Raw genomic sequence first — 24801 nt, forward strand, 5'->3', positions numbered from 1 at the left:
CGACCTCCCGGATCCGTGTGCCCCGGCAATCCGGGGGCACACCCGGCAGGGTGGCCAGGCCACCGAGGGGGCACCGCCCGTGTCCGGCCGGGCGACCGGCTCGTGTTCGTTCCTTCGGCGCCGTCCATCGACGGGCACGGCCCGCGCGCCTCGCTGTGGTGGTCGTCTTGTCCCTCCCGGCACTGCGATGCGCGATGATCTGGGCATGGAGCGACGACAGACGGTGACATTGGGCATCGACCTCGCCGCGAGCGCCCGGCGTACCGCGGTGTGCCGGATGGTCTGGGGCCCGGGACGTGCCGTCACCGCCGAGTTCGAGGTACCGGACGGAGAAGGGGAGTTGTCGGCGCTCGTCCGGCGGTCCGACAAGACCGGGCTGGACTGCCCGCTGGGCTGGCCGTCCGACTTCGTGGCGACGGTCCTCGCACACCATCGGTGCGAACGACTGCCGCCTCCCATGAGGTTCCCTCAACGGGCGGACGGGCGACCGGGGTTGGACGCACTGCGCTTCCGGCTCACCGACGACCTCACCTGGAAGGCGACCTCGATGCGGCCTCCGCTGTCGGTGTCCACCGACCTTCTGGGGGTCGTTGCCCTGCGGGCCGCGTATCTCCTGGACGAACTGGCCGCGGCAGGTGTCGCCGTGCCCCGAGACGGCTCGGGGCCGGTCGCCGAGGTCTACCCGGCGGCCGCGCTGCGGCGATGGGGGATCCACCTCACCCGTAGCTACAAGAGCGCCACACCGGAGGCGCGTGCCCTGCGCGAGCACGTCGTCGGCGCGATCGAGGCGGGTTTGGAGATGTCCCTGTCCGAGGCGGTGCGTGAGAGGTGCGTCGACAGCCACGACCGTCTCGACGCCGTGGTCTGCGCGTTGGTCGCCCGTGCGGTCCAGATCGGGGACACGGTGTGGCCGGGCTCGGCCGAGGAGCGCGAGGCCGCCCGGCAGGAAGGGTGGATCCATCTACCGGGCACGGACCTCCGTGCCCTCGCGGGCATCCCGGACTGACGGACCTCCGTGGACCGGCCGGCGCCCCTCCGGCGGCTACGGGCGGGTGGGGGCCGGCGTCCCGTGACGAGGTGCTCTAGGGCTTCGGCCGCCGACCCGACGTCCGGCGTCTGGGCTCGACTCTCCGGCTGCCGGCGCTCACCTCGTCGAAGTCGAGTATGTCGTCGCCGTACAGGTCCTGAAGCCAGTTGATCTGGTAGATCGTGTCGAGGTACCGCTCGCCGAGGTCCGGCGCGATGGCGACCGCGGTGAGGTCGCGCGGCTCGTTCTGGGCCAGCCACTGCATCGCGCCGCTGACCACGGTTCCGGTGGAACCGCCGAACAGGAACCCGTGCCTGGCGAGGCGGTGGCAGGCACGGATGGTGTCCGCCTCCTCGACCTTGACGACCTCGTCCACATAGGACTCGTCGAGCAGCGGGGGGCGCATGCTCATGCCCAGGCCGGGGATCATCCGGCGGCCCGGCTCGCCGCCGAAGCTCACCGAGCCGACGCTGTCCACCGCGACGATCCGCACCGGGTGGTGCCAGTCACGGAAGTAGCGAGCGCAGCCCATCAGCGTCCCGGTGGTGCCGGCGCCGATGAACAGCACTTCCAGCCCGGGGAACTCATGGGCGATCTCCGGCGCCGTCTTGCGGTAGTGCGCCCGCCAGTTGCCCGGGTTCGTGTACTGGCTGAGCCACACGTACCGGTCGTCGGAGGCGCACAGTGCCCGGACGTACTCGATGCGCGCGCCGAGGAAGCCGCCGTTGGCGTCCAGATCCGCGATGATGTGCACCTCGCTGCCCAGGGCCTCCATCAGGAGTCTGGTCGAGAGGTTGCAGCGCGAGTCCGTCACGCACAGGAACCGGTAGCCCTTGCTCGCGGCGATCGTGCTCAGGGCCACGCCCAGGTTTCCGGACGAGGACTCCACCAGCACCGAGTCCGGCTTCAGGAGCCCGTCCCGTTCGGCGCTCTCCACCATCTCGATCGCGGCCTTCAGCTTGATCGAGCCGGCGAAGTTGAAGCCCTCGCACTTCAGATAGAGAGAACGCCCGAAGATCGACTTGAGGTCGACATACAGCTGGCTTTCGTTGAAGGCGTAGGGAGTGGAGATGACGGGCACGGTGGCCTCCTGGTGCCAGAGCCGACGTTCAGCCGTATCGGCGCAGCTCGTGGAAGAAGTGGTCGATGAGGTGGAGGTGTCCGGCCAGGGCGACTTCGTCGTAGACGTAGTTGCCGACTGCGAGGTCGAGGACGCCCAGTCCGAAAGGGGAGAAGATCACAGGCCGGTCTGTCGGCGGGGTCACTCGTCCGGTCATGACGTCGTCGAGGGTCCCGTCCAGGAAGTCCCGGCTGCCTGTGAGCTGCTCCGCCAGGTGCGGGGAGGTGTCGGCCTTGAGGCAGTGCTCGACGTCGTCGACGAAGTTGGCGGAGTCGAGCAGGATCTCGGGAGCGAGGTCGCGCAGTGAGACGTGCAGGACCAGAGGGTTGTGTGCGAACCAGGCAGGGTCGGTGACATGGGGTTTTCCGGCGATGGTGGCGAAGACGACCAGATCGCTGGAACGGATCAGGTCCTCGGCGTTGTCGTGCACCGTCACCTGTGCCGTCTGTCCCGCGGCGCCGGCCTCCTGCAGATAGCCGCAGAAGCCGTCGGCGCTGTCGGCCGACACGTCGTACACGCCGACGCTGTCGAAGCTCCAGCCGGTGCCGGCCAGGAAGGTGTGGATGTAGCGGGCGATGAGCCCCGTGCCGAAGAAACCGACACGTGCGGGGCGGGTCCTGCCACGGCTGAGCCAGTCGGCGGCCAGGGCGGCGGATGCCGCGGTCCTGGTGGCGCTGATGATCGAGCTCTCCAGGCAGGCGAACGGGTAGCCGGTGTCGTGGTCGTTGAGGATGAGGACCGCGGAGGCCCGGGGGAGTCCGGCTTCCACGTTGGTCGGGAAACTGGAGATCCACTTCAGGCCGTCCACGTTCACCGACCCGCCGATGGAGGCGGGCAGGGCGATGATTCTGGCCGTGGGACGGTCCGCGAAGCGCAGGAAGTACGACGGCGGGTTGACCGAGTCCCCTGCACCGTGCAGCCGGTAGGTGGCCTCGACCAGTTCCACGATCTGCTTCTCGCGCCCGCGGAGCGCCTGCTGCACCTGGTCGCCGGGGATCACGGCGAACGTCGGTGCCGTGGCCCGGTCGCGAGCGGTGGGCCGGGTGGCGGAGGAGGTTGTGGGGGTCATCGCTGGCTTGCCTCCGGGGTCGGGAAGCCGTCCGCCAGACGCTGGGGCTCTGCCATGGCGACCAGCACCTGGCGTTCTCCGCTGAAGGCTTCTCTGCTGTGCGCGGTACGTACGTTGTCGACGAGCATCAGATCTCCGGCCTGCCAGGGTTCGCGGCGGGTGTGGTCCTCGTAGGTGGCGTTGAGCAGTTGGACGACGTCCTCGCCGATGGGGCTGCCGTCTCCGAAGCGGGTGTTGAAGGGCAGCCCGTCCTCGCCGTAGATGTCCACCAGGTACTCGCGCACCTCAGGGGCGAGCGTCCACTCGTTGAGGAAGGCGATCTGGTTGAACCAGCAGCGCCGGCCGGTGACCGGGTGCCGCACCACGGCGCTGCGGCGCTGGCGGGTGCGCAGTGATCCGTCGGGCTGCCAGTCGAACTCGATGGCGTGGTCGCGGCAGTACTGCTCGATGGCCGCGGGGTTCTCGGTGCCGAACGACTCCTCCAGGGAGGCCCCGATCTCGTCGTTGTAGGAGCGGGTGAGCAGCCAGCCCTCACGCTCGAACCGATCGGTCAGCGCGCCGGGCAGGGCTTGGAGGACGCGTTCGGCGTCGGCCACCGCGGTCGCCCCGCCCTCGCCGGGCGCGGACAGGCAGGCGAACAGCATCAGGCCCGGAATCTCCAGGGTGTAACTCAGTTCATGGTGCATACACATCGGCTGGTTGGCCGGCCAGGTGGCGGAGGAGTAGACCCCCTGGCTGTACCTCTCGCGCGGGGCGAAAGCTTCCTTCTCCGTCATCAGCTCACCGGCCGTCGCCGTGAAGACGGCACTGACCTGCTCCATCTCCCGCAGTCCCAGGCCGCGCACAAGCACGACACCGTGCTCGTTGACGCATGCGCGCAGGGCGTCGCGGTGCTCGGCCGCCCAGGCGGTCGGGTCTCCGGGCGCCTGAACACGCAGGATCGGAGGTCTGTCCGGATCCAGCTCCACCTCGAGCAGCGAGGCCAGGGAAGAGGAGGAGGACATTTGCTTTTCCTTTCGATCGTCTCTGTGATGGCTGGGGGAAGGATCAGGGGGAGGCGAGCAGTTCGGCCGCACCCAGGACGGCCCGTGCCGCCTGGACCGGACGGGTGCGCAGGAAGTAGTGGCCGCCGTCGGCGAGCTCGTGCAGATCCACGTGCTCGGCAAGCAGCTGCCAGTCGCGGTATCGGTCTCGGAAGCCGGTCGTGTTGGGGTCGTCCGCGGCGATGACCACGGTGATCGGCGCGGACAGCTTCCACGTCGGCGGTGCCTCGAGGGCGTCGGCGAAGTAGTGGTGTGCGGCGGCACAGTCGTGGCGGTAGGCGGCACCGACATGCTCGGCGTGCGACGCGCTCAGTTCACCGAGTTCGGTGTAGCCGCTGTCCGCGGTGAGTTTCGCGGCGATCTCGGCGTTGGTCAGTCCGGTCAGCTTGTCGACGGCCGCGCGCCGGTCACCGGCGGTGCCCGGGAGCTGAGCCGCGAGGAACACCCGCTGGACCGTGACTCCTCGCCGCTCCAGCCGCCTCGCCGTCTCCACGGCCGTCGCGGCTCCCGAGGAGTGGCCCCACAGCATGACCCTGGTCAGCCCGCGCCCGGTGATCTCGGCGACGACCTGCTCCGCCACCTGTGCCAACGGCGCGAACTGCTCGTCCCGGTCGGCCGGATCGTGACCGGGCAGGTCGACGGCGTACACCGCGGGTCCGCCGGCGGCGAGCGCGCCGGCCATCGGCCGGTAGTTGACCGCGTTGCCGCCCGCGTAGGGGAAGCACACCAGAGCGCAGTCCGGGACACCGTCGGACTGCGACAGCGGCTGAAGCAGCCCCGTGCGCTGCTGGGGTGCGCCGTCGAGGAGTGCGGCGAGCTCGGCCAGCACCGGGTGGCGGGTGATGTCCTTGAGGGACACGGCACGGTTCAGGGCGATGGTGAGCTTCACCGCGGTCAATGAGGTGCCGCCGGAGTCGAAGAAGTGGTCCTGCCGGCCGATGTGGTGTTCGGGGACACTCAGCAGCTCCGCCCAGGCGGCCGCGAGCCGGCGCTCGCCGGGTGTGCGCGGAAGGCGGTCCGCGTCACCGGCGGTGTCGCCGTCGGGGGCCGGAGCGTCCTGTTCGGCCAGCGCGGTCAGGGCCTTGCGGTCGATCTTGCCGTTGGCGGTGAGCGGCAGGGTGTCCTGCCAGTGGAAGGCGGAGGGGACCATATAGACGGGCAGCGCGGCGCCGAGGGCCTGGCGGAGCACCTCCACCTGCTGGTCCCGGCCTGTGTAGTAGGCGATGAGGTGCTTGCTGCCGTCGGCCCGTTCGGCGACGACCACCGCGCCGTCACGCACCCCGGGAACCCGCAACAGGGTGTTCTCGATCTCGCCGATCTCGATACGGAAGCCGCGGATCTTGACCTGGTTGTCGCGGCGGCCGAGGAACTCCAGCTTGCCTTCGGGGTGCCAGCGCCCCCAGTCGCCGCCCAGATAGAGCCGCTCGCCCGGCCGGTACGGATCCTCCAGATAGGCGGCGCGGGTCCGCTCGGGATCGTTGACGTATCCCCGGCCCACGCACACACCGGAGAACGCGATCACTCCGGGGGCGCCCAGCGGAACCGGGGACAGGTGTTCGTCGACGACGTGGACGCGCACGTTGTTGACGGCGCGCCCCAGCAGCACCCGGTCGCCCTCCGGCATCCGGTCCATGATCTCGTGGTTGGTGTCGTCCGAGGTCTCCGTCAGGCCGTAGGCATTGACCAGCTTGATCCTGGGCTTGATCGTGAACCAGCGCTGTACCAGTTCCGGTTTCAGCGCCTCACCCGTCACCGACACATACCTCAGGTCCGGCAGGTCGCGGGGGTGCTGCTCCAGGTACGCGGCCACCACCTCGAGATAGGAGGGCACGACCTGTGCCACGGCGACCCGGCCGCGGACGAGGGTGTCGACGAACCGCTCCACGTCCAGGATCGCCTCCTGCTCGACCAGCAGTGTGCGACCGCCGACCAGCAGCCCGGCGAGCAGTTGCCACAGTGAGATGTCGAAACACTGCGGTGCGGTCTGGGCGACCGACTGACCCTCGTCGATACGCAGATCGTCGATCTTGGCGAAGAGATGGTTGAGCATGCCTGCGTGCTCGCACATCGCTCCCTTCGGCTCGCCCGTGGAACCGGAGGTGAAGTAGATGTACGCGAGCTGATCGGCGCCGACCTCGACCTCGACGTCGCTGTCGGCGTGCTGCTGCGCGCAGGCGTCTTCGATCAGCAGCTTCTCGACACCCGGCACCGTGGTCAGGGCCTGGTCCAGGGTGTCCGTGCTGCCGGGCTCGGTGAGCACCAGCCGGCACCCGGACCGTGACAGCGTCGCCGCGATCCGTACGGCGGGGAAGTGGGGCTCGATCGGCAGGTAGACGCCGCCGGCCTTGAACACCGCCAGCACGGAGGCCAGCCAGTCGAGGTTGCGCTCGGTGACCACCCCCACCACGTCTTCGCGGTCAAGTCCGCGGGCCAGCAGGGCCCGGGCAAGGCGGTTGGCCCGGCAGTTGAGCTCCGTGTAGGTCCAGGTGCGATCGCCGTGCACGGCTGCGACGACGTCCGGATGCTTGCGCACCCGCTGCTCGAAGAGTTCGTGTGCACGCGCGTCCGGCAGTTCCCGGCGCGGTCCCGCGAGTCCTTCGAGCTGGTACCGCAACTCCTCGGGAGACAGCAGGCTCTGCCGGGCGTGCTCGGCGTCCGCGTCCGCCGTCATCAGGCGCAGTGTGCTCACGTGGTAGCCGCAGATCCGGGCCGCGGACTCGGTGTCCAGTACCTGGGTGCGATACCGCAGCCGCACCACGAGTCGCCCGTTCTCCTCGCGCCAGCCCACGCCCAGTGCCGCGTCGTCGACCAGTCCGCCCTCGGTCCCCGCGGGGTCGAAGACGACCTCGTACGACGGCCCGGTCACCCGCAGCTCGCGCCGCAGATCGTCCACCGGGAACTCCCGGTGCGCCAGCAGCTCGGACTCCGCACGATGAGCCCTCGACACCAGCAGGCGCCATGATCCGGGCGCCGTCGTCAGCCGGCACGGCAGCGGTCCGCGCTGCGTTCCGGCGACGTAGCCGGTCACCACCTCCGACTCGCCCGACAGCACCGCGAGGACCTTGGCATGGGCGGCCAGCAGTACCGCGCCGGCCGGCACGCCCAGTGCCTTCGCCAGCCCGCGCACCTTGTCCGAGAGGTCGTCCGGCACGGTCGTCTCGTACTCGGCCACACCGGCCACCGGCTCCCGCACCCATCGCGGAACGGCGGTGGCACCGCCTGCGGTCAGGACACCGCTCCAGAACTCCCGGTCCGTCTGCACGTGCGCTCCCATCGGATGACCTTCCTCAGCTCGCCGTCGACGTCTGGCCGTCGGTCGAGGCCGTCACTGCTGCTGCCGCCGGCGTGGATGTCGAGGTCCCCGATTCGACGCCCACGAGGGGCTCCTCGTGGGCCCCGGTCATCTCGACCGCGGGGTTACCGCCCCACAGTGCGTTCGCGGGTACCTCCTCGCCCTTCATGAGGAAGGAGTCGGTTGTCAGCACGGCTCCGTCACCCAACGTGACGCCGTAGTGCACATGAGCACCGACGCCGAGAGTGCAGTGATCACCGAGCGTGCTGTAGTCGGACTTGAAGGTGCCGTCCTCCTGCGAGTGGCACTGGATCTTGCTGCCGGCGTTGAGCGTGCAGCCGTCTCCGATGGCGGCGAGCGACCGCTCCGTCAGATAGCAGCCGTCGTCGAAGACCCTGCTGCCGATGCGGACTCCGAGCAGGCGCCAGATGACGTTCTTGAAGGGGGTGCCGTTGAACAGGTTGAGGAATTCGGACGGCACCTTCCACAGCCGCTCGTGCCACCAGAAGTAGGGGTCGTAGATCGAGCACAGCTGAGGGCGCAGCCTGCGGAACAACAGCAACCAGCGCTCCACCAGAACGTAGTAGAGGGTGGAGAAGCCGAGGGTGAGTGCCAGATAGCAGGCGATCACCACCTGCCCCACGGCTCCGTAAAGGACGACGGAGACGAGTCCCAGGGCCGTGAGCACGAAGGTGTGCAGCCAGCGCAGGATCAGGTGGAGGGCGATGGTGCACAGGTTGTAACGGTTCTTCATGCCGAGGTGCCGGCGCAGCTCGTTTCCGCTCCTCAGATGGTCGAAGCGGGTGTCGCGCTCCACGGAGCGCGGGATCTCGAAGCACGGCGAACCGAGCAGCCCGACCCCTTCGCGGACGGGACCGTCGAGGGGGATCATCACCTTCGTGGCCAGCAGACAGTTCTCGCCCGTCCTGCCGCCCGCCGGATACACGATGTTGTTGCCGAGGAAGTTGTGCGGTCCGATCGACGCCCTGGACACCTGGAAGGACGTGCTCGAGTATTCGGCGTTGACGATGGACAGCCCGTCGGCCACCATCGTCCCCCGGCCCACGGAGACCAGGTACGGGGACTCGTGCTTCACTTCCGTCCCGAAGTTCGACCCGGTCTGCTCGACGCGCGACAGGTTGTATCCGAGGCCGCGCAGATAGTGGACGATGAACGAACTGTCACCGAAGAGCCAGGCGTAGAACCGGATGTTCGTCATCTGGGAGATCATCCGGTGCGCCGCGTACTGGAAGCCGTAGAGCGGATAGGGCTTGTCCGGCTTGATGGCCAGATTCAGCAGGCGCGGAACGGTGTAGAGAGCGGCGAGACCCACGACGACGAAGCCGAAGAACAGCACGGCGGACAGCGCCAGCGCGTCGATCAGGAAGTGCGACACCGAGACGTGGGACGTGTCCGGATCGAGCCGGTCACCCAGAGCCGGGACCTCGATGAACAGCATGTACACACCGCCGACGGCCAGCGGGATGTAGACGAGGAACAACTGCAGCAGCGTGCTCAGGCCGAAGCATGCCCGGCGGAGGGTCCCGCATCGGGCCGGCGCGACCCGCACATGGTCGACGTCCGTGCGTTGTGCCGGAGAGCCGTGGTGACTCTCGCCCTGCGGGATCGTCTGACCACGGTAGAGGGCGGAGGTGTGGCCGAGCTGGGTGCCGTCGCCCATCGACGTGTCGATGTCCAGCACGGTCTTCTCGCCGATGAACGCGTCGCGGCCGATGGTGACCGTGCCGGTCTGGATGCGTCCGGCGTGTGCCCGGTAGCAGAGGAAGTGGGAGTCCTTGCGGACGATCGTTCCCGCGCCGATGGTGAGCAGGTCGGTGCAGACCGGCACCTGACGGGAGAGGATCGTTACTCCTTTGCCGATCCGTGCGCCGAGTGCGCGCAGATACAGCACGTAGAGCGGATTGCCGACGAACAAGATCATCGGGTTGGCGTGGAGCAGCACCTTGACGATCCAGAAGCGGAGGTAGGCCGGGCTCCAGACCGGGAACTCACGGGGCGTCCAGCGGCCGACGAGGGTCCACTTGGCCACGATCGGGAACGCGCACATGATGACGAAGCCGAGGCTGCCGAACGCCATGGACCGCAGATAGACGTCGAGGAGGTCCGACCCGGTGGAGACCCACTCGTAGCCCGTCGTCGCGACGACTCCGGTGACGAACGAATATGCCAGGAACACCAGCAACTGGAGTGTCCCGCACATCACGTAGTCCAGCCTGCTCGCCCGGGTCACCTGCGGTGCGGTGACGTGTTCCGGCGGCGATGCAGGCCGCGTGCCGTTGACGTGGGTGGGCGTGCTCGTGGTCTGGTTCTGGGTGAGGGCAGCCGCCAGGCTTCGGATCGTGGGATGCCGATAGATGTCCTTGATGGTGGCGGACGGCAGATCCGGGCGCTTCCTGACCCGCGCGCAGAACTGCGCCATCACCAAGGAGTTGGCACCGAGGTCGTCGAAGAAGTTGCTGTCGGCCGACACCTCTTCGACACACGCGACATCAGCCAGTACTTCGGCGAGTTTTGTCTCGGTGTCCGTCGTCGCCGGGCCGCCGCTCCCGGACCTGGCGATCACGGAATCACCGGACCCGGTTGTCAAGACCTCGGCAGACTTCTCCACCATTCGAGCTCCTCGAAGTATTTTCGACAACCAATGGCCAGTGGCCGGTCGGGCGCCCTTCCGTTCGGAAATGACCTGAACGATCCGGGAATTGCTTAAGCTGTAAGGCCGCGCTCTCGTCCGATCCCGAAACCACGGGCTTCAGTGTTAGTCGGCCACTGTCAGATTGCCACTCGGACTCGCTTGGGATGACATGACGACGCCGCTCAACAACCTGGAATTTTTCGGCTCTTTACTTCACTGGAAGGGCGCGGTTCACTCAAGCGGAGCAACGCTCCACGCGGTCAGCTCCGAGGCTGAGCGCCTAGTCCCCGGCACGATGCCCGATCGTTCCCGAAAGCGGGACTCGCCCGACTCGCATCGATGGACGCGACCTGGTCGATGTTCAGCCGACTCGACAAGGAGTCACTTTTCGTGGCTGGAACACCAGGCAAGCGGTTCGGCGTATCTGACGAAGGCGGGTCCGTCGACCTGTGCGCTCACCGGTGCTGTCCGGTGAGCCGGTCACGCACGCCCTGTCGGTGGGGATGGATCGCCGTGTGAAAATCGGCGACCCCGTGCGGACTGCGACCGTCCCTCTCGACGGGCGCCACGACGAACCGATGCGAATGTCGGCCGACTGCGATCTGGAGTTGGTTGTCGGCACTGAAAGCGGTTGGGGAGACTCTGTTTCCTGGCGGCTCACCTGCCCACAGAATCGGTGCTCCGGGACTCAGTTGTTTTTCGTCTGCCGTCCGGCGGTGCATTCGGAGGTCGCCTGTCCCGTTGGCGACGCTGTCCGGGCCGAGGGCTTGAGCCGGCTCGCCGGAGACGACCCCGCGGTCATCTCCCGCCCTCGAAAGCTTCACCGGTCCATACCCGGGTCCACTTACCGCGCGGTCCACGGACCATTTTACCCACCACTTCGTGACGCAGCACGGCATGCCGTTACTCGCGCTGTTACCGGGCATGCGGGCTCGGTAAGTGCCCCGATTTCTCGGGCTTGCCGGGCGGTGGGGGTGCGTATGATCCGAGGGCGGGAGCCGCTCGGCAGGGCCGGCCGTCCACTGCCGGGCCGAAAGCCGGACGGCCTGGGCGGGCACGGGCATGGGCGGCCGGCGCGAGCCGCCCGCCGAAGTGCGGACCGTCGGGCGCATTGGTCGGGGTCGACGCCTGGAGCTTCGAACGCGGCCGGACGGCCGGGCGCCGGGCCGAGAGCCGCCGACGCCCGCGGGCCTCGACCCGACTGTCGTGCGACGGCGCGGAGTGCTCCTCGAGCCCGGCGCGCCGGGCTCGGCCGGGCGCCGTCGATCGTCGACGCGCCGTGCAGGCGGCGGCGGGCCGGGGCCTCGTCGGGGCACCGCCGGACGCGGTCGGTCAGGTGCCGGGCAGCGGACGGACCGTGAGGATCTGCTGGGCATGCCCGACCGGCCCCCTGATGTCGTGCAGAACAGTGCTGGTGAGACCCTGTCCGGTCGGGCCGAAGGTGACGGTGGTGTCCAGACCCGTCCAGCCGCCCTCGGGTTGGCGGTGCAGGTGGACGGTCAGATCGATGTTCGGGAACATCCACTCCGTCGGCGGTTGTCGTGCGGCGATGCCGTTGGCGGTGTCGACCAGGGCGAGGTAGGACGCGAGCGGGCTGCTGGATTCGCCGGCGACGAGGTCCAGGCACGTGGAGACCCAGGCGGTCGTGCGGCCCGGCTGCGGTGGCGCGACCGGGCGGACGTCCAGGGAGGCGATGTAGCCCCCGGGCCACACCGATGTCATCGGCCAGGTGGCGAGGGCATCGGGCGGAGTGAGCGTGCCCTCGAAGCCGCCGCTGACGGCCCTGGTGTCGACGGTGGCGAGAAGCCACGCGCGGGCCCGGACCACCGGGCGGCCCGCGATGAGCACCACGGCCTCGAGGAGTTCGATGGTGCGGCCGGGCCGGACGGTCTCGACGCGGATCTCGCATTCGTCCAGGGCGAGCCGTCCGAGGATGTCGTAACTGATCCGGGCCGGCGTCAGACCGGGCCGCGGGCGGCCGGCCAGGTGGTGGTCGATGGCGTGGGCGATCAGGCCGCCCAGCGGGCTGAAGTGCTGCTCGTCGGCGTCCCATGCGCCTCCGGCGTGCGGGGTGGGCTTGTAGCGATGCTCGTCGGTGCGCACGTAGTAGCTGTCGGGTCGGTGTGTGCCGCTGGTCAATGGACGCATCTCCTCGAGGTGATCAGGGGGTGTCGCGCAGGACGCGTGGACGGCGGTCCCGGCTCGTCGGCGCGACCGGGGCGATCCGCGTGCCGGCGGCCGTCAGGGCCACCGGCAGCGGTTCCGCCCGGGCGGGGACGAGGTGGGGAGCGCGCCACCGGGGGGACGGGGAGGATTCCACGGCCTGCCGAAGAGGAGCCGCGCGCCCGCTGCGTCGGCCGGCACCCGGTGGCCGGAGCGTCGGGCCCGGGCACCGCCGCCGGGGTCGGAACGTCGGCTCGCACTCAGTCATCGTCTCGTGGAAAGCACGCCATTTGGTGGCGAATATTGCCCCTCCGGCGCTGCGTCGTGCAATCTTCTTGGCATGGATGCCATTGACAGGGCAATCATCGCCGAGCTGGAGCGGGACGGACGTCTGACCAACGTCGAGCTGGCGCAGCGGGTGGGGCTCACCACCGGTCCCTGCCTGCGGCGCGTCCAGCGGCTGGAGGCGGACGGGGTCATCCGCGGCTACCGAGCCGTCATCGACCCGTCCGCCGTGAGCCGCGCCTTCGAGGTTCTCGTCGACCTCACTCTCGAAGCACAGGACGCGGAGACCGTGGAGCGGTTCGAGCAGACCCTGGCGGGCGCCGAGGAGGTCCTCGAACTGCGCAGACTGTTCGGCAGTCCCGACTATTTCGTTCGCGTGGGCGTCGCGGACCTGCTCGCCTACGAGGCGTTCCTCACCGGGCGTGTCATGACGATCCCGCGTGTCAAGAACGTCACCTCGCACTTCACCATGAAGATCGTGAAGGGTGCCCACTGATCCGACGTGCGCCGACTCCACGGTCGCGGCGGGCGCGACCGACGCGAGGCAGGCCGCAGCGGCCCGCGCAGCCGGTTGCACCCTGAGCCGTACGGGCGTTACCTGGAGGTACTCGGCGGTGAAGCGAGAGCACTCGGGGCCACGGTCGCAGGTATCCCGTTCTTCGCGTATGTGCTCCGGGGTCAGTGGCCCACCGTCGCCGCCGTCATCCAGCGCTCGACGCGGAGGTGACCCAGGTGAAAGCCGTCGTCTATGAGAAGCCCTTCAGTGTGGCTGTGAGGGACGTAGACGATCCACAGATGCAGCACCCGAACGACGTCCTCGTACGGGTCACGTCGACCGCCATCTGCGGGTCTGATCTGCACATGTACGAGGGCCGCACGGCAGCCGAGCCGGGCATCGTCTTCGGCCACGAGAACCTCGGCATCGTCGAGGAGATCGGTTCGGGTGTCACGTCCCTCGCCAAGGGGGACCGTGTGGTGATGCCCTTCAATGTGGCCTGTGGATTCTGCAAGAACTGCCTGGCGGGTGAGACGGGCTTCTGCCTGACGGTCAATCCCGGCTTCGCGGGCGGAGCCTACGGGTATGTGGCGATGGGTCCGTACGAGGGCGGCCAGGCCGAGCTGCTGAGGGTGCCGTTCGCCGACTTCAACTGCCTCAAGCTCCCGCCGGGGGAGCAGTTCGAGACCGATTTCGTACTGCTCGCCGACATCTTCCCTACCGGCTACCACGGCTGTGAACTCGCCCAGGTGTCCCCAGGCGAGAGTGTGGCCGTCTATGGTGCCGGCCCGGTGGGCCTGATGGCCGCGTACTCGGCGCTTCTGCGCGGCGCGTCCAAGGTGTTCTGCGTCGACCGCGTGCCCGAGCGGCTCGCCAAGGCGAAGGAGATCGGAGCCATCCCCATCGACTTCACCAAGGGCGACGCGGCCGAGCAGATCAAGGAGCAGACACACGGTGAGGGGACCGACAAGGGCGTGGACGCGGTCGGGTACCAGGCCCAGGCGCACGACGCGAGCCACGAGGAACCCGCCGTCGTCCTCAACGCGCTCGTCGAGACGGTACGGCCGACCGGCAGGCTCGGGGTACCGGGTCTGTATGTGCCCTCCGATCCCGGCGCCCCCGACGAGCACGCCAAGCACGGCCAGCTTCTGGTCTCCATCGGCAAGATGTTCGAGAAGGGCCAGAAGATGGGCACGGGTCAGTGCAACGTCAAGCGGTACAACCGGCAGCTCCGTGATCTGATCATCGCCGGCCGGGCCAAGCCCAGCTTTGTGGTCTCCCACGAACTGCCGCTGGACCAGGCACCGTTGGCGTACGAGAAGTTCGACAAGCGGGTCGAGGGCTACACCAAGGTGGTCCTGCATCCCGGTCACGCGCTGGCGGCATAGGAAAAGCGCCCCGGGCGGACGAGGCCCGGGGCCGCTGCTGCGCGCAGCCGTGTCCACGCGACTTCACGGCCGGTCCACCGCCGGGTCCGGCGTCGGCTCCCGTACCGGCGCCGGACGTGCCCGGCTGCGGTTCGACGGCTGGATCACCGGGATCGGTACGTCCTCAGGCGTACGGGCGGTGGTCGGGCACTGGGCTCGTTCGCCGTTCGGGCCGTTCAGCGACGTGATGATCGAGCGGCCCGACGGGCACCGCATACTGCTCGCCCCCACCCGGGAGACGGCCGACTTCATCGCCGGCACCTACGCCTTCGACGAGGTGCGGGTGGTACCGGTCGGGGTGGAGGTCGTGGGGAGGGCCTGGACGGTCGGTGCGTCCACGCTCCGGCTGCACTTCGTCTCCGGTCGGAGGGGCCTCGCCGGACTCCTGCTGAGGGCCGTACCGGGCTCCCTCGCCGCGCGCCCCGCCTGGGCCGCGGCGGTCGCTCTCCCCGCCCGCGCCCTGCTGAGGGTGAGCACCCGCGGCGCAGCGGGCCGAGGGCGGTACGAGTGGTACGGGGCACGGGACTTGCGGCCCGTGCTGAGTGCCGTGGCCGTGTACGAGGGTCGCGACCTCGGTGTCCTCACATCGGTCCTGCCCCCGGTGCGCTTCGGGTTCAGCTCCACCCCCTGGAAGCCGTGCGTAGTGCGCGTCACGGTCACGGTGTCCCTCGAGCGCGGGAGCGGCGCGGAGGTCCGACCCGACGGCGGGGGATCGAGCCGGACGAGCTGAGGCGGCCCGTCGATCGCCACAGGATCCGCGCGGGTACGAGGTCTCTGAAGCCCTGGTCCGCGGACGGGCTCCGCCGCCGGTGCTGCCGGGACGGGCGCCTGGTCCGCGTCCCGTGCGACAGCGCGCGCCGAGCCGGACGAGAGCCGGGAGGCCGGTGGCCGGGGCACGGGGATCGCGCCGCCGCCCGTCGTCTGTCCTCCACGAAAGGACGACGCCGGTACACCCCGCGGTTGACCCCGAAACGGGTGTCTCTGCCCACCGTGCGAGGGCGCAGTCCAGTGAACCCGGCAGAGCCCGGGAGCGCGGAGGAGGGGGCGGGAACACGACCCGTACCGCTCCACTGCGGGGTAGGCCGCGGCGCAGTCCGCGCACAACTCCAGCCCAGACGCTGTTTCCCGCCGTGAGCTCGTCCCCCGCCTCCTTGGAGGAACTCCCGGACGACGGCTCGGGACATGCGGATCGACGGAGGCGTCGGCGCGGAAACCTTCGATACACCGTCGGGCGGCGCGTTGTCGCGCCTGAGGTGCGATTCCGCGGTCCGGGCCGAACATTAGGAGTTACGGGTCTCCGCCCCGAGACCCCGAGCCGGGGCGGAGGCTCGCCATGTCGTGGCGGCCGCCGGACGGGGGAAGACGGCCTGCGAGTACGGGGGCGGCCGACGGTCGGCGGGTGCCGCCCGTGCCGTTCGCGGAAGTCGGCACAGGCGAAACCGGACCGGTGCGCCGATCACCCGGGCGGGCGAAGGGCGCCACTCCTTCGGCTCAGCCCGGCGGGCCCGTCGGGGGGAGCGCAGCAACGCTTCTGGAGGAAGTTCCCCCCAGAAGGAGGACGTTCATGAGCGCCACCCGACGCTCCCGTTCGCTGCGCAAGCCCCTGGCCGGATTCACGGCGCTGATCGCCATCGCCGCCCTGACCGCCACCGCCCCGGCCCTCGCCACTCCGGCTGCTGCCGCCTCCAAGTCGACCTGCGGCGATCCCCGGGTGGCCCTCGAACCCACCGCTCAGGGGTTCCTCGACAAACTCGCCGCGGCGGACGGCCCCCCGATCCAGGAACTCACCCCCGCCGCCGCCCGTCAGTCGCTCCTGGATCTCCAGGCCGCGTACCCGGTGACCAAGCTGCCCGCCGACATCACCACACGCACGATTCCCGGCGGCCCCACCGGTTCGGTGTCCATCCGCATCGTCCGGCCGCACGGCGTGACCGGCGAGCTGCCCGTGGTGATGTACTTCCACGGCGGCGGCTGGGTCCTCGGGGACGCCTCCACCCACGACCGGCTCGTACGCCAGATAGCCAACGGCGCCCGGGCCGCGGTGGTGTTCGTCAACTACACCCGGTCGCCCGAGGCCAAGTACCCCGTCGCCAACGAGCAGGCCTACGCCGCCACCCGGTGGGTCGCCGAGCACGGCGCCGAGATCAACGTCGACGGCTCGCGGCTGGCCGTGGCGGGCGACAGCGTCGGTGGCAACATGACGGCCGCCGTGACCCTGATGGCCAAGGAACGCGGCGGTCCCAAGATCGCCCAGCAGGTGATGTTCTACCCGGTCACCGACGCGTCGTTCACCACCGAGTCCTACAGGCGCTTCGCCACCGGCTGCTGGCTCACCGCCGCGGGCATGAAGTGGTTCTGGGACCAGTACGCCCCCGACACCTCGGTCCGCTCCCGGATCACCGCTTCCCCGCTGCGCGCCGGCGAGGCCGAGCTGCGCGGCCTGCCGAAGGCACTGGTCGTCACGGACAGCGATGTGCTGAGCGACGAGGGCCGCGCATACGCCGAGAAGTTGCGCGCCGCCGGAGTGCCCCTGACCTACCTCCACTACCCGCGGATGATCCACGACTTCGTGATGCTCAACGGCCTCGCCGACAGTGAGGCGGCCAAGTCCGCGGTCGCGCACGCCAACGCGGCTCTGCGCCGGGCCCTGCACACCTGAGGTGCCGGGCGGCCCGGTCCTGTCCGGCAGGGGGCCGGGCCATGCGCCGCCGAGTGCAGTCCCCCGACCGCCCGGGTGCGGGCTCGTGGGTGAGAGCCGGACCCGCATCCGGGCCACGACGTGTGTCAGCGACCGGCCGCCGAGGCGACGGCGGTCCGCGCGGTGCGCTCCACCAGCGAGATGCCGTCGTTCATCGAGGCATTGCCGGCGGAGAGGATCGCGACCAGGTAGCGGTGCCCGTTCACGGTCACCTGCCCGATGCTGTTGATGTCCCACAGGCCGGTCGCGCTGCGCTGCAGCCAGCCGTTCTTCAGCGCCCAACCGGAACCCGCCGCCGACGAGACGCCCCACGACTGGTCGCTCTCGATGTGGGCCATGAGCGACGTGATGTACGCGCGGGACGCCTCGTTCAGCGGGCCGGTACCGGTGTTCGACACCGAGCCGGTGCCGAACACCGCGCCCAGCAGACGTATCTGGTCACTCGCCGTCGTCTGCGTGAGCCCCCACAGGAATCCGGCACCGCCCTCGGTCGAGGTCAGTCCCAGTCGCTTGTTGGCCGCCTCCAGACCGGGGGCCAGGCCGATCTCCCGCCACAGGGCGTTGGCCGAGTCGTTGTCGCTGTGCTTGATCATCGCCTCGGCGAGAGCCCGCTCGTGGGCGTCGAGCGTCCTTCCGGCGTCCTGCGCCTGGAGCAGCAGCGTCGCGAGGATGTCGACCTTGATGATGCTCGCGGTGTCGTACGGGGTGTCATCGCCGTAGACGGCCGTCCTGCGGTCCCGACCGTCCATGCTCAGCACCGCGGCCGTGACCTGCGGCCTGCTGTTGGGCTGAACCGACGCGGGGACCTCGGAGGGGCCGTCCGGTCGTGTCGCCGGAGCCGCCGCGGTCGCCGGTGACGGGTCGAACGTGCCGGCGGAGACGAGCGCCGTCACCGACGCCAGGAGCACACCGGCGCAGGCGACGGCACGCTTGCCCCGGCGCTTCGCCGCGGTCTCCGGATGCCGCTGGGGGAGCAGTCGGTAGCGCATGGTGGAAGTGGCCTCTGCAGTTCGTGGGGGAGGGACACCGAACTGCGAACGTAGACAAAACCCCCGTGCCGTGAGGTGACCGCCGTCACTACCGCCGCCGATTCGGCCGCAATGTGGGCAGAACCACACACCGTGGCCGTGGGCCGCGTCACAGCCGCACCGCTCCCACCTCGCCGGACGCGCCCGCGGCGGCCACACGTGACCGGATCGTTCCACCGCCGGCCCGGATCGGGCCTGCGCCCGGTGCGTTCCGCCCGGTCACAATCGATGCCATGAATCGCGCACTGATCGTCATCGATGTCCAGGAGTCGTTCCGTGCCCATCCGCTGTGGGGCCGGATCTCGGATCCGAAGATCGCCGAGCAGGTCGGCCGGCTGGTCGCGTCGGCCCGGGCGGCCGGTGACCTGATCGTCTGGGTGCTGCACACCGAACCGGGCTCCGCAGGGGTCTTCGACCCGGAGTCGGGCCATGTCCGCCTGCTGGAGGAGCTGGAACGGCCGCTGCCGGGCGAGCCGGTGCTCCACAAGACGTCCCACAACGCGTTCACCACCACCAACCTTCAGCAGCTCCTCACCGAGGCGGGCGTCCGGGAGCTGCGGGTGTGCGGTATCCGCACCGAGCAGTGCGTGGAGACCACCACCCGGATCGGCAGCGACCTCGGCTACCGCATGGTGTTCGTCACCGACGCCACCGCCACCCACCCGATCGGCGACCTGAGTGCCGCCGCGATCATCGAGCGCACCGAGGCCGTGCTGCGTGACCGATTCGCCCGTATCGCCACGGTGGCCGAGCTGGAGGCGGAGGCGGCCGGAGCGTGACCCGGGTCGTCTTCGTCCTGGTGCCGGGCGTGCACCTGCTCGACCTGGCCGGACCCGCCCAGGTGTTCAGCACGGTCGGGCAGTTCGGGCGGCCGTACGAGCTGACGTACCTGGCGGAGGACGCGCGGGTCCCCAGTGCTCAGGGGCTGCCGCTTCTCGCGGAGACCGAGTGGCCCGAACTTCGGGCCGACGACCTCCTCGTGGTGCCGGGCTGGAGCGGGCCCGCACTGCGCGACAGCCCGCCGATCGGGGACGAGATGCTGCGGCGGCTGCGTGCCCACCATGCGGCCGGCGGCACGGTGGCCAGCGTGTGCGCCGGTGCCGAGGCGCTCGGCCGGGCGGGACTGCTGGACGGACGCCGCTGCACCACCCATCACGACGTGCAGGACGAACTGGCGTCACGCCATCCCGGGGCGATCGTGGTCCGGGACGTCCTGTTCACCACGGACGACCGGGTGGTCACCTCGGCGGGCATCGCGAGCGGCATCGACCTCGCCCTGCACCTGGTCGCCGCGCGGCACGGTCCGGCTCTCGCCGCCCGCGTGGCCCGGGAGATGGTCGTGCACACCCGGCGCAACGGCCATGAACCCCAGTCGAGCGCCATGCTGCGGCACCGCGCTCATCTGGACGACGCCGTGCACCGCGTGCAGGACCTGATCGACGAGCGCTTCGCCGTACCGCTGCCGTTGGCGGCTCTCGCGTCCTTCGCGGGTGTCAGCGCCCGCACCCTCACCCGACGCTTCGGCAGTGCCACTCAGGGGCTGACACCGCTGCGGTACCAGCAGACCCTGAGACTGGAACGGGCCGAGCACCTCCTGGGTCACGGCGCCACGATGGAGAGCGCGGCCCGCGAAGTGGGATTCGAGGACGCCCGTATGCTGCGCAGGCTGCGCGGCCGCCCGGCAGCTGGAGGCGACCCCCGGCCGACCTGATCCGAGCGACAGGCCCTGGCGTCGTGGCGTCCGGCTCGACGCCGTCCGTGCGGGTGGGTTCTCGTCCCGGGCCCGGCGCCCGGGCACGGCGCGTCAGGAGTCGTCGGCGCCCGTGGCCGCGGCAGGCGGTCTGAAGCACGCGTGGACGATCTTGCCGTCGGGGCAGGGCCGGGCGTACCACTCGTCGGCCAGCGCCTCGACGAGCAGCATCCCGCGCCCGCCGAGGCGCTCGGTGCTCGGAGGCCGCCGCGCCGGCAGATCGGTGGAGGCGTCGTGGACCACCACATGCAGACAGCGCGTGTCCCAGGTCAGCACCAGTTGCGCGGAACTGTGCGCGTGGACGTGGGCATTGGTCACCAGTTCCGAGACGGTCAGCAGAACGGCGTCCACCGTCTGCGGCGCACGCTCGGTCCAGCCCAGTGCCTCGAGATGTTCGCGGGCCCAGTCACGGGCCACCTTCACCTCACTGTTCAGGGGCAGGGAGCGTGCCCATCCCACTGCCCTCATCGACGATGCGCTCACCGTGTCCCTCCCTGCCGGAGCCATCCACCTCGCGGGTACCCGCGCAGAGCGTGTTGACGCGGCACGAACGCCCGTCGGCGACGCTCCCCGTCCGGGCGGTGTTGCGGGGGACTCACGGCCGGTTCATCCGGCGCGGTTCGCCGGAAGCCCCGAGGCCCCTCGTTACTGTTGGTGACCGCCGTCGGGAGGAGCCGGGATGGAAACCCACGCGGTACCGACTGGCAGCACGGACCGGGTGATGCGGATCGCCGTGGTCCTGCTCGTGGCCGCGTCCGGGGCAGTGGAGACGATCTCGTTCACCGCGCTGGACCATGTCTTCGCCGGTGTGATGACCAGCAATCTCGCGCTGCTCGGGATGGCGATCGGCCAGGGCCGCGCCACAGGGGTGAACGCCGCGCTACTGGCACTGGCGGGCTTCGGTGTGGGTGCCGCGGCGGTCGCATGGGTCACCCGCGGCCGTGAGGGCGTGGCCACGCACTGGCCGTCGCGTGTGCTGTCCTGCCTGGTCGCGGAGGCGGCTCTGCTCGGGGTCGGCGCAGGCGCCTGGGCGGCCGTCGACGGTGCCCCGGACGCGATGCTCCGTGACGTGCTGCAGTTCGGCGCCGCGCTGGCGATGGGGGCGCAGGCCGCCGCCATGGTGGCGGCCGGACGCGCGGCGGCCCCGACCACCTATCTGACCGGAACACTGGCTACCTACATCGTGCGGGGTGTGGGTCGTTCGCGGCGGGCGGACGGGTGGGTGCCCGCCCGGCTCGGCGGTCTGATCGTGGGGGCGGCAGGTGCCATGGCGTTGCGACGGGTGGCCCCCGCGTGGGCGGGAGCGCTCCCCGCCGTGCTGGTCACGGTGGCCGTCGTCCTCGCGTGCGGGCCCCTCGTCAAGGTCCGCCGCGGCACGGTCGCCCCGGAGTGAGGGGTGAGGGGTGACCAGGGCGATGTGCGCCGGGGCGGCTCAGGCGCCGCCGACGGCCATGGCCCGCCGCGAGGCATCACGCAGCACCTCGGCGCTCTGCGTCAGGGCCTGATGCTCTTCGGGAGTCATGGCGGGCTCGTGCATCTGCTGGACACCGCCCGCGCCCAGCACGCTGGACAGGGACAGGGTGACCCCGTAGCGGGGACAGTGGGCGGCGACCGGCAGCACCGCCCGTTCGTCGCGCAGAACCGACTCGACGAGCCGGGCGGACACGGCCCCGATGCCGTACTGGCTGGCGCCCGTGCCTTCGATGATGGCGATGTTGGCGTACCGGATGTCGTTCTCGACCTCTCCGCGCACATGCTCGACGGATGCGTCGTCCTCGGTGAGCAGCCGGGTCACGGGGATGCCGCCGACCGTGGCGGACGACCACAGGAGCACCTCCGAGGTGCCGTGTTCACCCACGACCAGTGCCTGCACATCACGCGGCCGGACGTGCAGCCGGTCGGCGAGCTGGACGCGGAAGCGCAGGCTGTCGATCAATGTGCCGGTCGAGAACACCCGATTGTGACCGGCGAGTTCACGGGTGAGGTCGGCCAGTGGGTCCGGTGGGTCGGTGACCACCATGAGCACCGCCTGCGGTACGACCGCGACCACCCGCGGGACGATGTCGGCGTACACCCTCGCATTGGAGTCCAGCAGCCGCAGCCGTCCCTCCGGGTCGGACCGGTCGGTGGCACCGCCGGCCTTCTCGTTCGTCCCCGCCGTGATCACGACGACCGCGGCATGGGCCAGGTCCTCGTAGCGTCCGGAGCGTATGTCGACCGTGGGGGACAGCGGCGTCGCGTAGCGCATGTCGGCCGCCACACCGTCGGCCCGGGGCGTGTTGCGGTCGATCAGCACGATCTCGCGGCAGGTTCCGCCCCGTTCGACCAGGGACAGTGCCGTGGCCGCTCCTACCGCGCCCACCCCGACGACTCCGACTTTCATGCGGGCACCTGCCCTCCGACGGCGTCGGGCCCCGGTGCGGGTGCCTCGAGGGCCACCACCGCCTCGCTGGTGTACACCATGAAGGTGAGCGTCTCCTGGAAGTACAGCCGCACGCTGTCGTCGTCGTGCGACAGATAGCCGATGGACACGTCCTGGCCGATGTGGAGTTCGAAGTCGCCACCCCGCGTGGACAGCAGAAAGGCGCCGTCGATGGCGGGTGCCCAGACGATGTCGCCGTCCAGGAGGCGGGCCATGTGCCTGATGACCGGGTAGCCGTAGTCGGAGGTCTCGCTGACCGCGGTGTACGCCTCCGCGCTGAGCGCCAGCGTGTACGGTCCGCCCACGCCCGCCAGACGCAGAGCGGTCACGGCCTGGCTGACCGCGTTCGGGTACTCGCGCACCTCGTAGGGCAGTGTCAGGGGCTGGTTCGACGAACTCTCCCGCAGACCGGTGACGCCGGCCGCGGCATAGCCCTCGAACACCGCTCGGTCCTCGGCGTGGGCGAGTTGCCTGGCGGCGTCCTTGACCGGCTGCCAGTCGGCGTCCTTGGCTCCCCGCGCGACGTCGTCGACCTGCCCGCGGTCGACGACGAAGGGGACACGCAGCTCCACCAGGGGCTGGACGAGACGGGTGCGGGCGGTGATCCCCGTGGCCGGCGGGTCGATGGTCTGCAGATGACCCGTGCCGACGCCGGACAGGTCGAGTCCGCCGGGCTCGGGCACATCGACGATGCGGCGGGCCGCGACATGCCGCTCGAACGTACGCCGGGCCTCCTCCTCCAGGTCCGCCCAGGCGACGGCGGAGATGGGCGCCAGTTCGCGGTGAAGGTTGTTCATCGGCGTCACCTGCCCTTCAGGTCGCCGATCCCCAGGGAGCCGTCCGGTGCTCGTGTCTGCCCGAGGAGCACGGTGTCGGTGTGGACGCAGGGGGAGTCGGCGCCGGTGTCGGATTCGGTCTCGCTCTCGGACCCGGACTCGTCCGCGCCGGGCGGGTCGGGAAGGTCGTCGAGGAAGTCACTGGTGGGCACGTGGAAGAGGGAGCCGGTGACGGGGGTGGAGAAGTCCAGGATGCGGTCGTGCGTCGCCGGCGGAGCGCCCAGGAACATGCGCTCCAGCATCGTCTCGGTGACGTCGGGGGTACGGGCGTAGCCGATGAAGTACGTGCCGAACTCGCCCTCGCCGACGGTGCCGAACGGCATGTTGTCGCGCAGGATCTTGCGCTCGGTGCCGTCGGGATCGACGACCGTGGTGAGCGCGACATGGGAGTCGGCCGGCTTGGTCTCGTCGTCCAGTTCGACGTCGGACAGCTTCCGGCGTCCGATCACCATCTCCTGCGCCTCCACCGGAAGGGCGTTCCACGCCTGGAGATCGTGAAGGTACTTCTGCACGATGACGTAGCTTCCGCCGGTGAAGGGCGGGTCCTCGTCGCCGATCAGCACGGCCGCGCTCGCCACCGGCCCCACCGGGTTCTCCGTGCCGTCGACGAAGCCGAGCAGGTCCCGCACATCGAAGTACTTGAACCCATGAACCTCGTCCCGGACCGTCACGGCACCGCGCAGTCGCTCCATGATCTCGGAGGCCAGCGCGAAGCACAGGTCCAGCCGGGCCGCCCGGATGTGGAACAAGAGGTCACCGGGTGTCGATACGGCGCGGTGCACCGGTCCGGCCAACTCGCGAAAGGGGTGCAACTCCGCGGGGCGCGGCCCGGCGAAGAGGCGGTCCCAGGCTTCGGAGCCGATGCCCGTGACACAGCTCAGCATTCCGCTGGAGGAGGCGCGGAAGCCTACGGCCCGCTGCAGTCCGTTCAGATCGGACAGCAGCCCGCGGGTGGGCTCCTCGCCACCTCGATCGATGGTCATCACCAGGAAGATCGCGGCAGTCGTCAACGGGGACAGCACCGACTGGGGCACAGGCTCGGGGGAGCTTTCGGCCACGGGCCACACCCCTTCCCAGGTCACGAGCGGGGCATCCGGACACGTCCACGAGCCGCCGCCTCGCCCCTGCGGGCCGCACATCGGCCGTTCACGATGCCGACCGGTGCGGCGGTGACGGGAAACGTCTTTTCACTCTAGGGCTGCCCCAACGGGTCTGCCACCGGTCATCGATGCGACCGGGTCGATGGGGGCGTCGTCGCTGCAGGCACCGGGGCCGCCCGCCCGAGACCCGCAGCCCCGTGTCTCGCACGTGGCGCCGTCCGCCGTCGCGAGCGCGTTCGCCGCGCGGGCCCCGGCCGCGGGCGGAGGCTGTGCGGGCGGACCGGCCGGGGCGAGCACCGGTGTCAGGCCGCCGCCGGTGCCGTTCGCCCTGCGGCAATGGTGGTCAGTTGACTTGACGTACCGTCAGCCATGTTCGCCGCATGCGCAGTTGG

19 protein-coding genes are annotated in these 24801 nt (G+C 70.1%); 8 read left to right on the plus strand and 11 right to left on the minus strand.

What is annotated here, in order from left to right; genetic code table 11:
- The first annotated feature begins 205 nt into the window (after positions 1-205).
- The gene (locus RCR19_RS36720) at positions 206-1006 is read left to right on the plus strand and encodes a DUF429 domain-containing protein (protein WP_331269060.1); all 801 of its coding nucleotides are present in this window, start codon (positions 206-208) and stop codon (positions 1004-1006) included.
- Between the two features lie 76 nt (positions 1007-1082).
- Here the strand turns inward: RCR19_RS36720 and sbnA are convergent, their stop codons facing one another.
- The 6 genes from sbnA to RCR19_RS36750 all read right to left on the minus strand — a co-directional run bounded on the left by sbnA (position 1083) and on the right by RCR19_RS36750 (position 12343).
- Positions 1083-2108, minus strand: a complete 1026-nt coding sequence (gene sbnA, locus RCR19_RS36725) for a 2,3-diaminopropionate biosynthesis protein SbnA (RefSeq protein ID WP_331269061.1) — start codon at positions 2106-2108, stop codon at positions 1083-1085.
- Positions 2109-2136: 28 nt separating this feature from the next.
- Positions 2137-3216, minus strand: a complete 1080-nt coding sequence (gene sbnB, locus RCR19_RS36730) for a 2,3-diaminopropionate biosynthesis protein SbnB (protein WP_331269062.1) — start codon at positions 3214-3216, stop codon at positions 2137-2139.
- Positions 3213-4220: a TauD/TfdA family dioxygenase gene (locus tag RCR19_RS36735; protein WP_331269063.1), complete on the minus strand. Its 1008-nt coding sequence runs from the start codon at positions 4218-4220 to the stop codon at positions 3213-3215. Before RCR19_RS36735 ends, sbnB begins: the two co-directional genes overlap by 4 nt.
- A 43-nt stretch (positions 4221-4263) precedes the next feature.
- Positions 4264-7533, minus strand: coding sequence for an amino acid adenylation domain-containing protein (locus tag RCR19_RS36740; protein ID WP_331269064.1), 3270 nt, complete (start codon positions 7531-7533; stop codon positions 4264-4266).
- A 13-nt stretch (positions 7534-7546) separates the two neighbouring features.
- Positions 7547-10183: a Pls/PosA family non-ribosomal peptide synthetase gene (locus tag RCR19_RS36745; RefSeq protein WP_331269065.1), complete on the minus strand. Its 2637-nt coding sequence runs from the start codon at positions 10181-10183 to the stop codon at positions 7547-7549.
- 1353 nt (positions 10184-11536) lie between these two features.
- On the minus strand, positions 11537-12343 hold the full coding sequence (locus RCR19_RS36750) for a thioesterase family protein (protein ID WP_331269066.1): 807 nt from the start codon (positions 12341-12343) through the stop codon (positions 11537-11539).
- A 364-nt stretch (positions 12344-12707) separates the two neighbouring features.
- On the opposite strand from RCR19_RS36750, the gene RCR19_RS36755 reads away from it, so the two are divergent.
- The 4 genes from RCR19_RS36755 to RCR19_RS36770 all read left to right on the plus strand — a co-directional run bounded on the left by RCR19_RS36755 (position 12708) and on the right by RCR19_RS36770 (position 17234).
- A complete protein-coding gene (locus RCR19_RS36755) occupies positions 12708-13148 on the plus strand; it encodes an Lrp/AsnC family transcriptional regulator (RefSeq protein ID WP_331269067.1) in 441 nt (146 codons plus the stop codon).
- A 236-nt stretch (positions 13149-13384) separates the two neighbouring features.
- Positions 13385-14536: a glutathione-independent formaldehyde dehydrogenase gene (locus RCR19_RS36760; RefSeq protein ID WP_059126332.1), complete on the plus strand. Its 1152-nt coding sequence runs from the start codon at positions 13385-13387 to the stop codon at positions 14534-14536.
- A 124-nt stretch (positions 14537-14660) separates the two neighbouring features.
- Positions 14661-15305 carry a hypothetical protein gene (locus RCR19_RS36765; protein WP_331269658.1) on the plus strand — a complete coding sequence of 215 codons (645 nt, stop codon included), beginning with the start codon at positions 14661-14663 and terminating at the stop codon, positions 15303-15305.
- A gap of 834 nt (positions 15306-16139) precedes the next feature.
- Complete coding sequence (locus tag RCR19_RS36770; RefSeq protein WP_331269068.1) at positions 16140-17234, plus strand: alpha/beta hydrolase; 1095 nt, start codon at positions 16140-16142, stop codon at positions 17232-17234.
- 125 nt (positions 17235-17359) lie between these two features.
- Here the strand turns inward: RCR19_RS36770 and RCR19_RS36775 are convergent, their stop codons facing one another.
- Positions 17360-18262 carry a serine hydrolase gene (locus tag RCR19_RS36775; RefSeq protein ID WP_331269069.1) on the minus strand — a complete coding sequence of 301 codons (903 nt, stop codon included), beginning with the start codon at positions 18260-18262 and terminating at the stop codon, positions 17360-17362.
- Positions 18263-18534: 272 nt separating this feature from the next.
- Between RCR19_RS36775 and RCR19_RS36780 the strand changes: the two genes are divergently transcribed.
- Together RCR19_RS36780 and RCR19_RS36785 are read left to right on the plus strand one after the other, a co-directional pair.
- A complete protein-coding gene (locus RCR19_RS36780; RefSeq protein ID WP_331269070.1) occupies positions 18535-19080 on the plus strand; it encodes an isochorismatase family protein in 546 nt (181 codons plus the stop codon).
- Positions 19077-20012: a DJ-1/PfpI family protein gene (locus tag RCR19_RS36785; RefSeq protein ID WP_331269071.1), complete on the plus strand. Its 936-nt coding sequence runs from the start codon at positions 19077-19079 to the stop codon at positions 20010-20012. The genes RCR19_RS36780 and RCR19_RS36785 overlap by 4 nt, the downstream gene beginning before the upstream one ends.
- Positions 20013-20105: 93 nt before the next feature.
- On the opposite strand, the gene RCR19_RS36790 is transcribed toward RCR19_RS36785, so the two are convergent.
- Positions 20106-20519, minus strand: a complete 414-nt coding sequence (locus RCR19_RS36790) for an ATP-binding protein (protein ID WP_331269659.1) — start codon at positions 20517-20519, stop codon at positions 20106-20108.
- A 211-nt stretch (positions 20520-20730) separates the two neighbouring features.
- On the opposite strand from RCR19_RS36790, the gene RCR19_RS36795 reads away from it, so the two are divergent.
- Entirely contained in the window at positions 20731-21444 is a 714-nt protein-coding gene (locus RCR19_RS36795) for a YoaK family protein (RefSeq protein WP_331269072.1), read from the plus strand.
- A 39-nt stretch (positions 21445-21483) separates the two neighbouring features.
- On the opposite strand, the gene RCR19_RS36800 is transcribed toward RCR19_RS36795, so the two are convergent.
- From RCR19_RS36800 to RCR19_RS36810, 3 genes are read right to left on the minus strand one after another with little or no spacing between them, the layout of a single operon-like run.
- Positions 21484-22434, minus strand: a complete 951-nt coding sequence (locus RCR19_RS36800) for an NAD(P)-binding domain-containing protein (RefSeq protein ID WP_331269073.1) — start codon at positions 22432-22434, stop codon at positions 21484-21486.
- The gene (locus RCR19_RS36805) at positions 22431-23270 is read right to left on the minus strand and encodes a family 1 encapsulin nanocompartment shell protein (protein ID WP_331269074.1); all 840 of its coding nucleotides are present in this window, start codon (positions 23268-23270) and stop codon (positions 22431-22433) included. Before RCR19_RS36805 ends, RCR19_RS36800 begins: the two co-directional genes overlap by 4 nt.
- A 5-nt stretch (positions 23271-23275) precedes the next feature.
- Positions 23276-24367 carry a Dyp-type peroxidase gene (locus tag RCR19_RS36810; RefSeq protein ID WP_331269075.1) on the minus strand — a complete coding sequence of 364 codons (1092 nt, stop codon included), beginning with the start codon at positions 24365-24367 and terminating at the stop codon, positions 23276-23278.
- Between the last annotated feature and the right edge of the window lie 434 nt (positions 24368-24801).

The sequence above is a fragment of the Streptomyces sp. WAC07094 genome, assembly GCF_036320405.1.
GTDB lineage: Bacteria > Actinomycetota > Actinomycetes > Streptomycetales > Streptomycetaceae > Streptomyces > Streptomyces lannensis.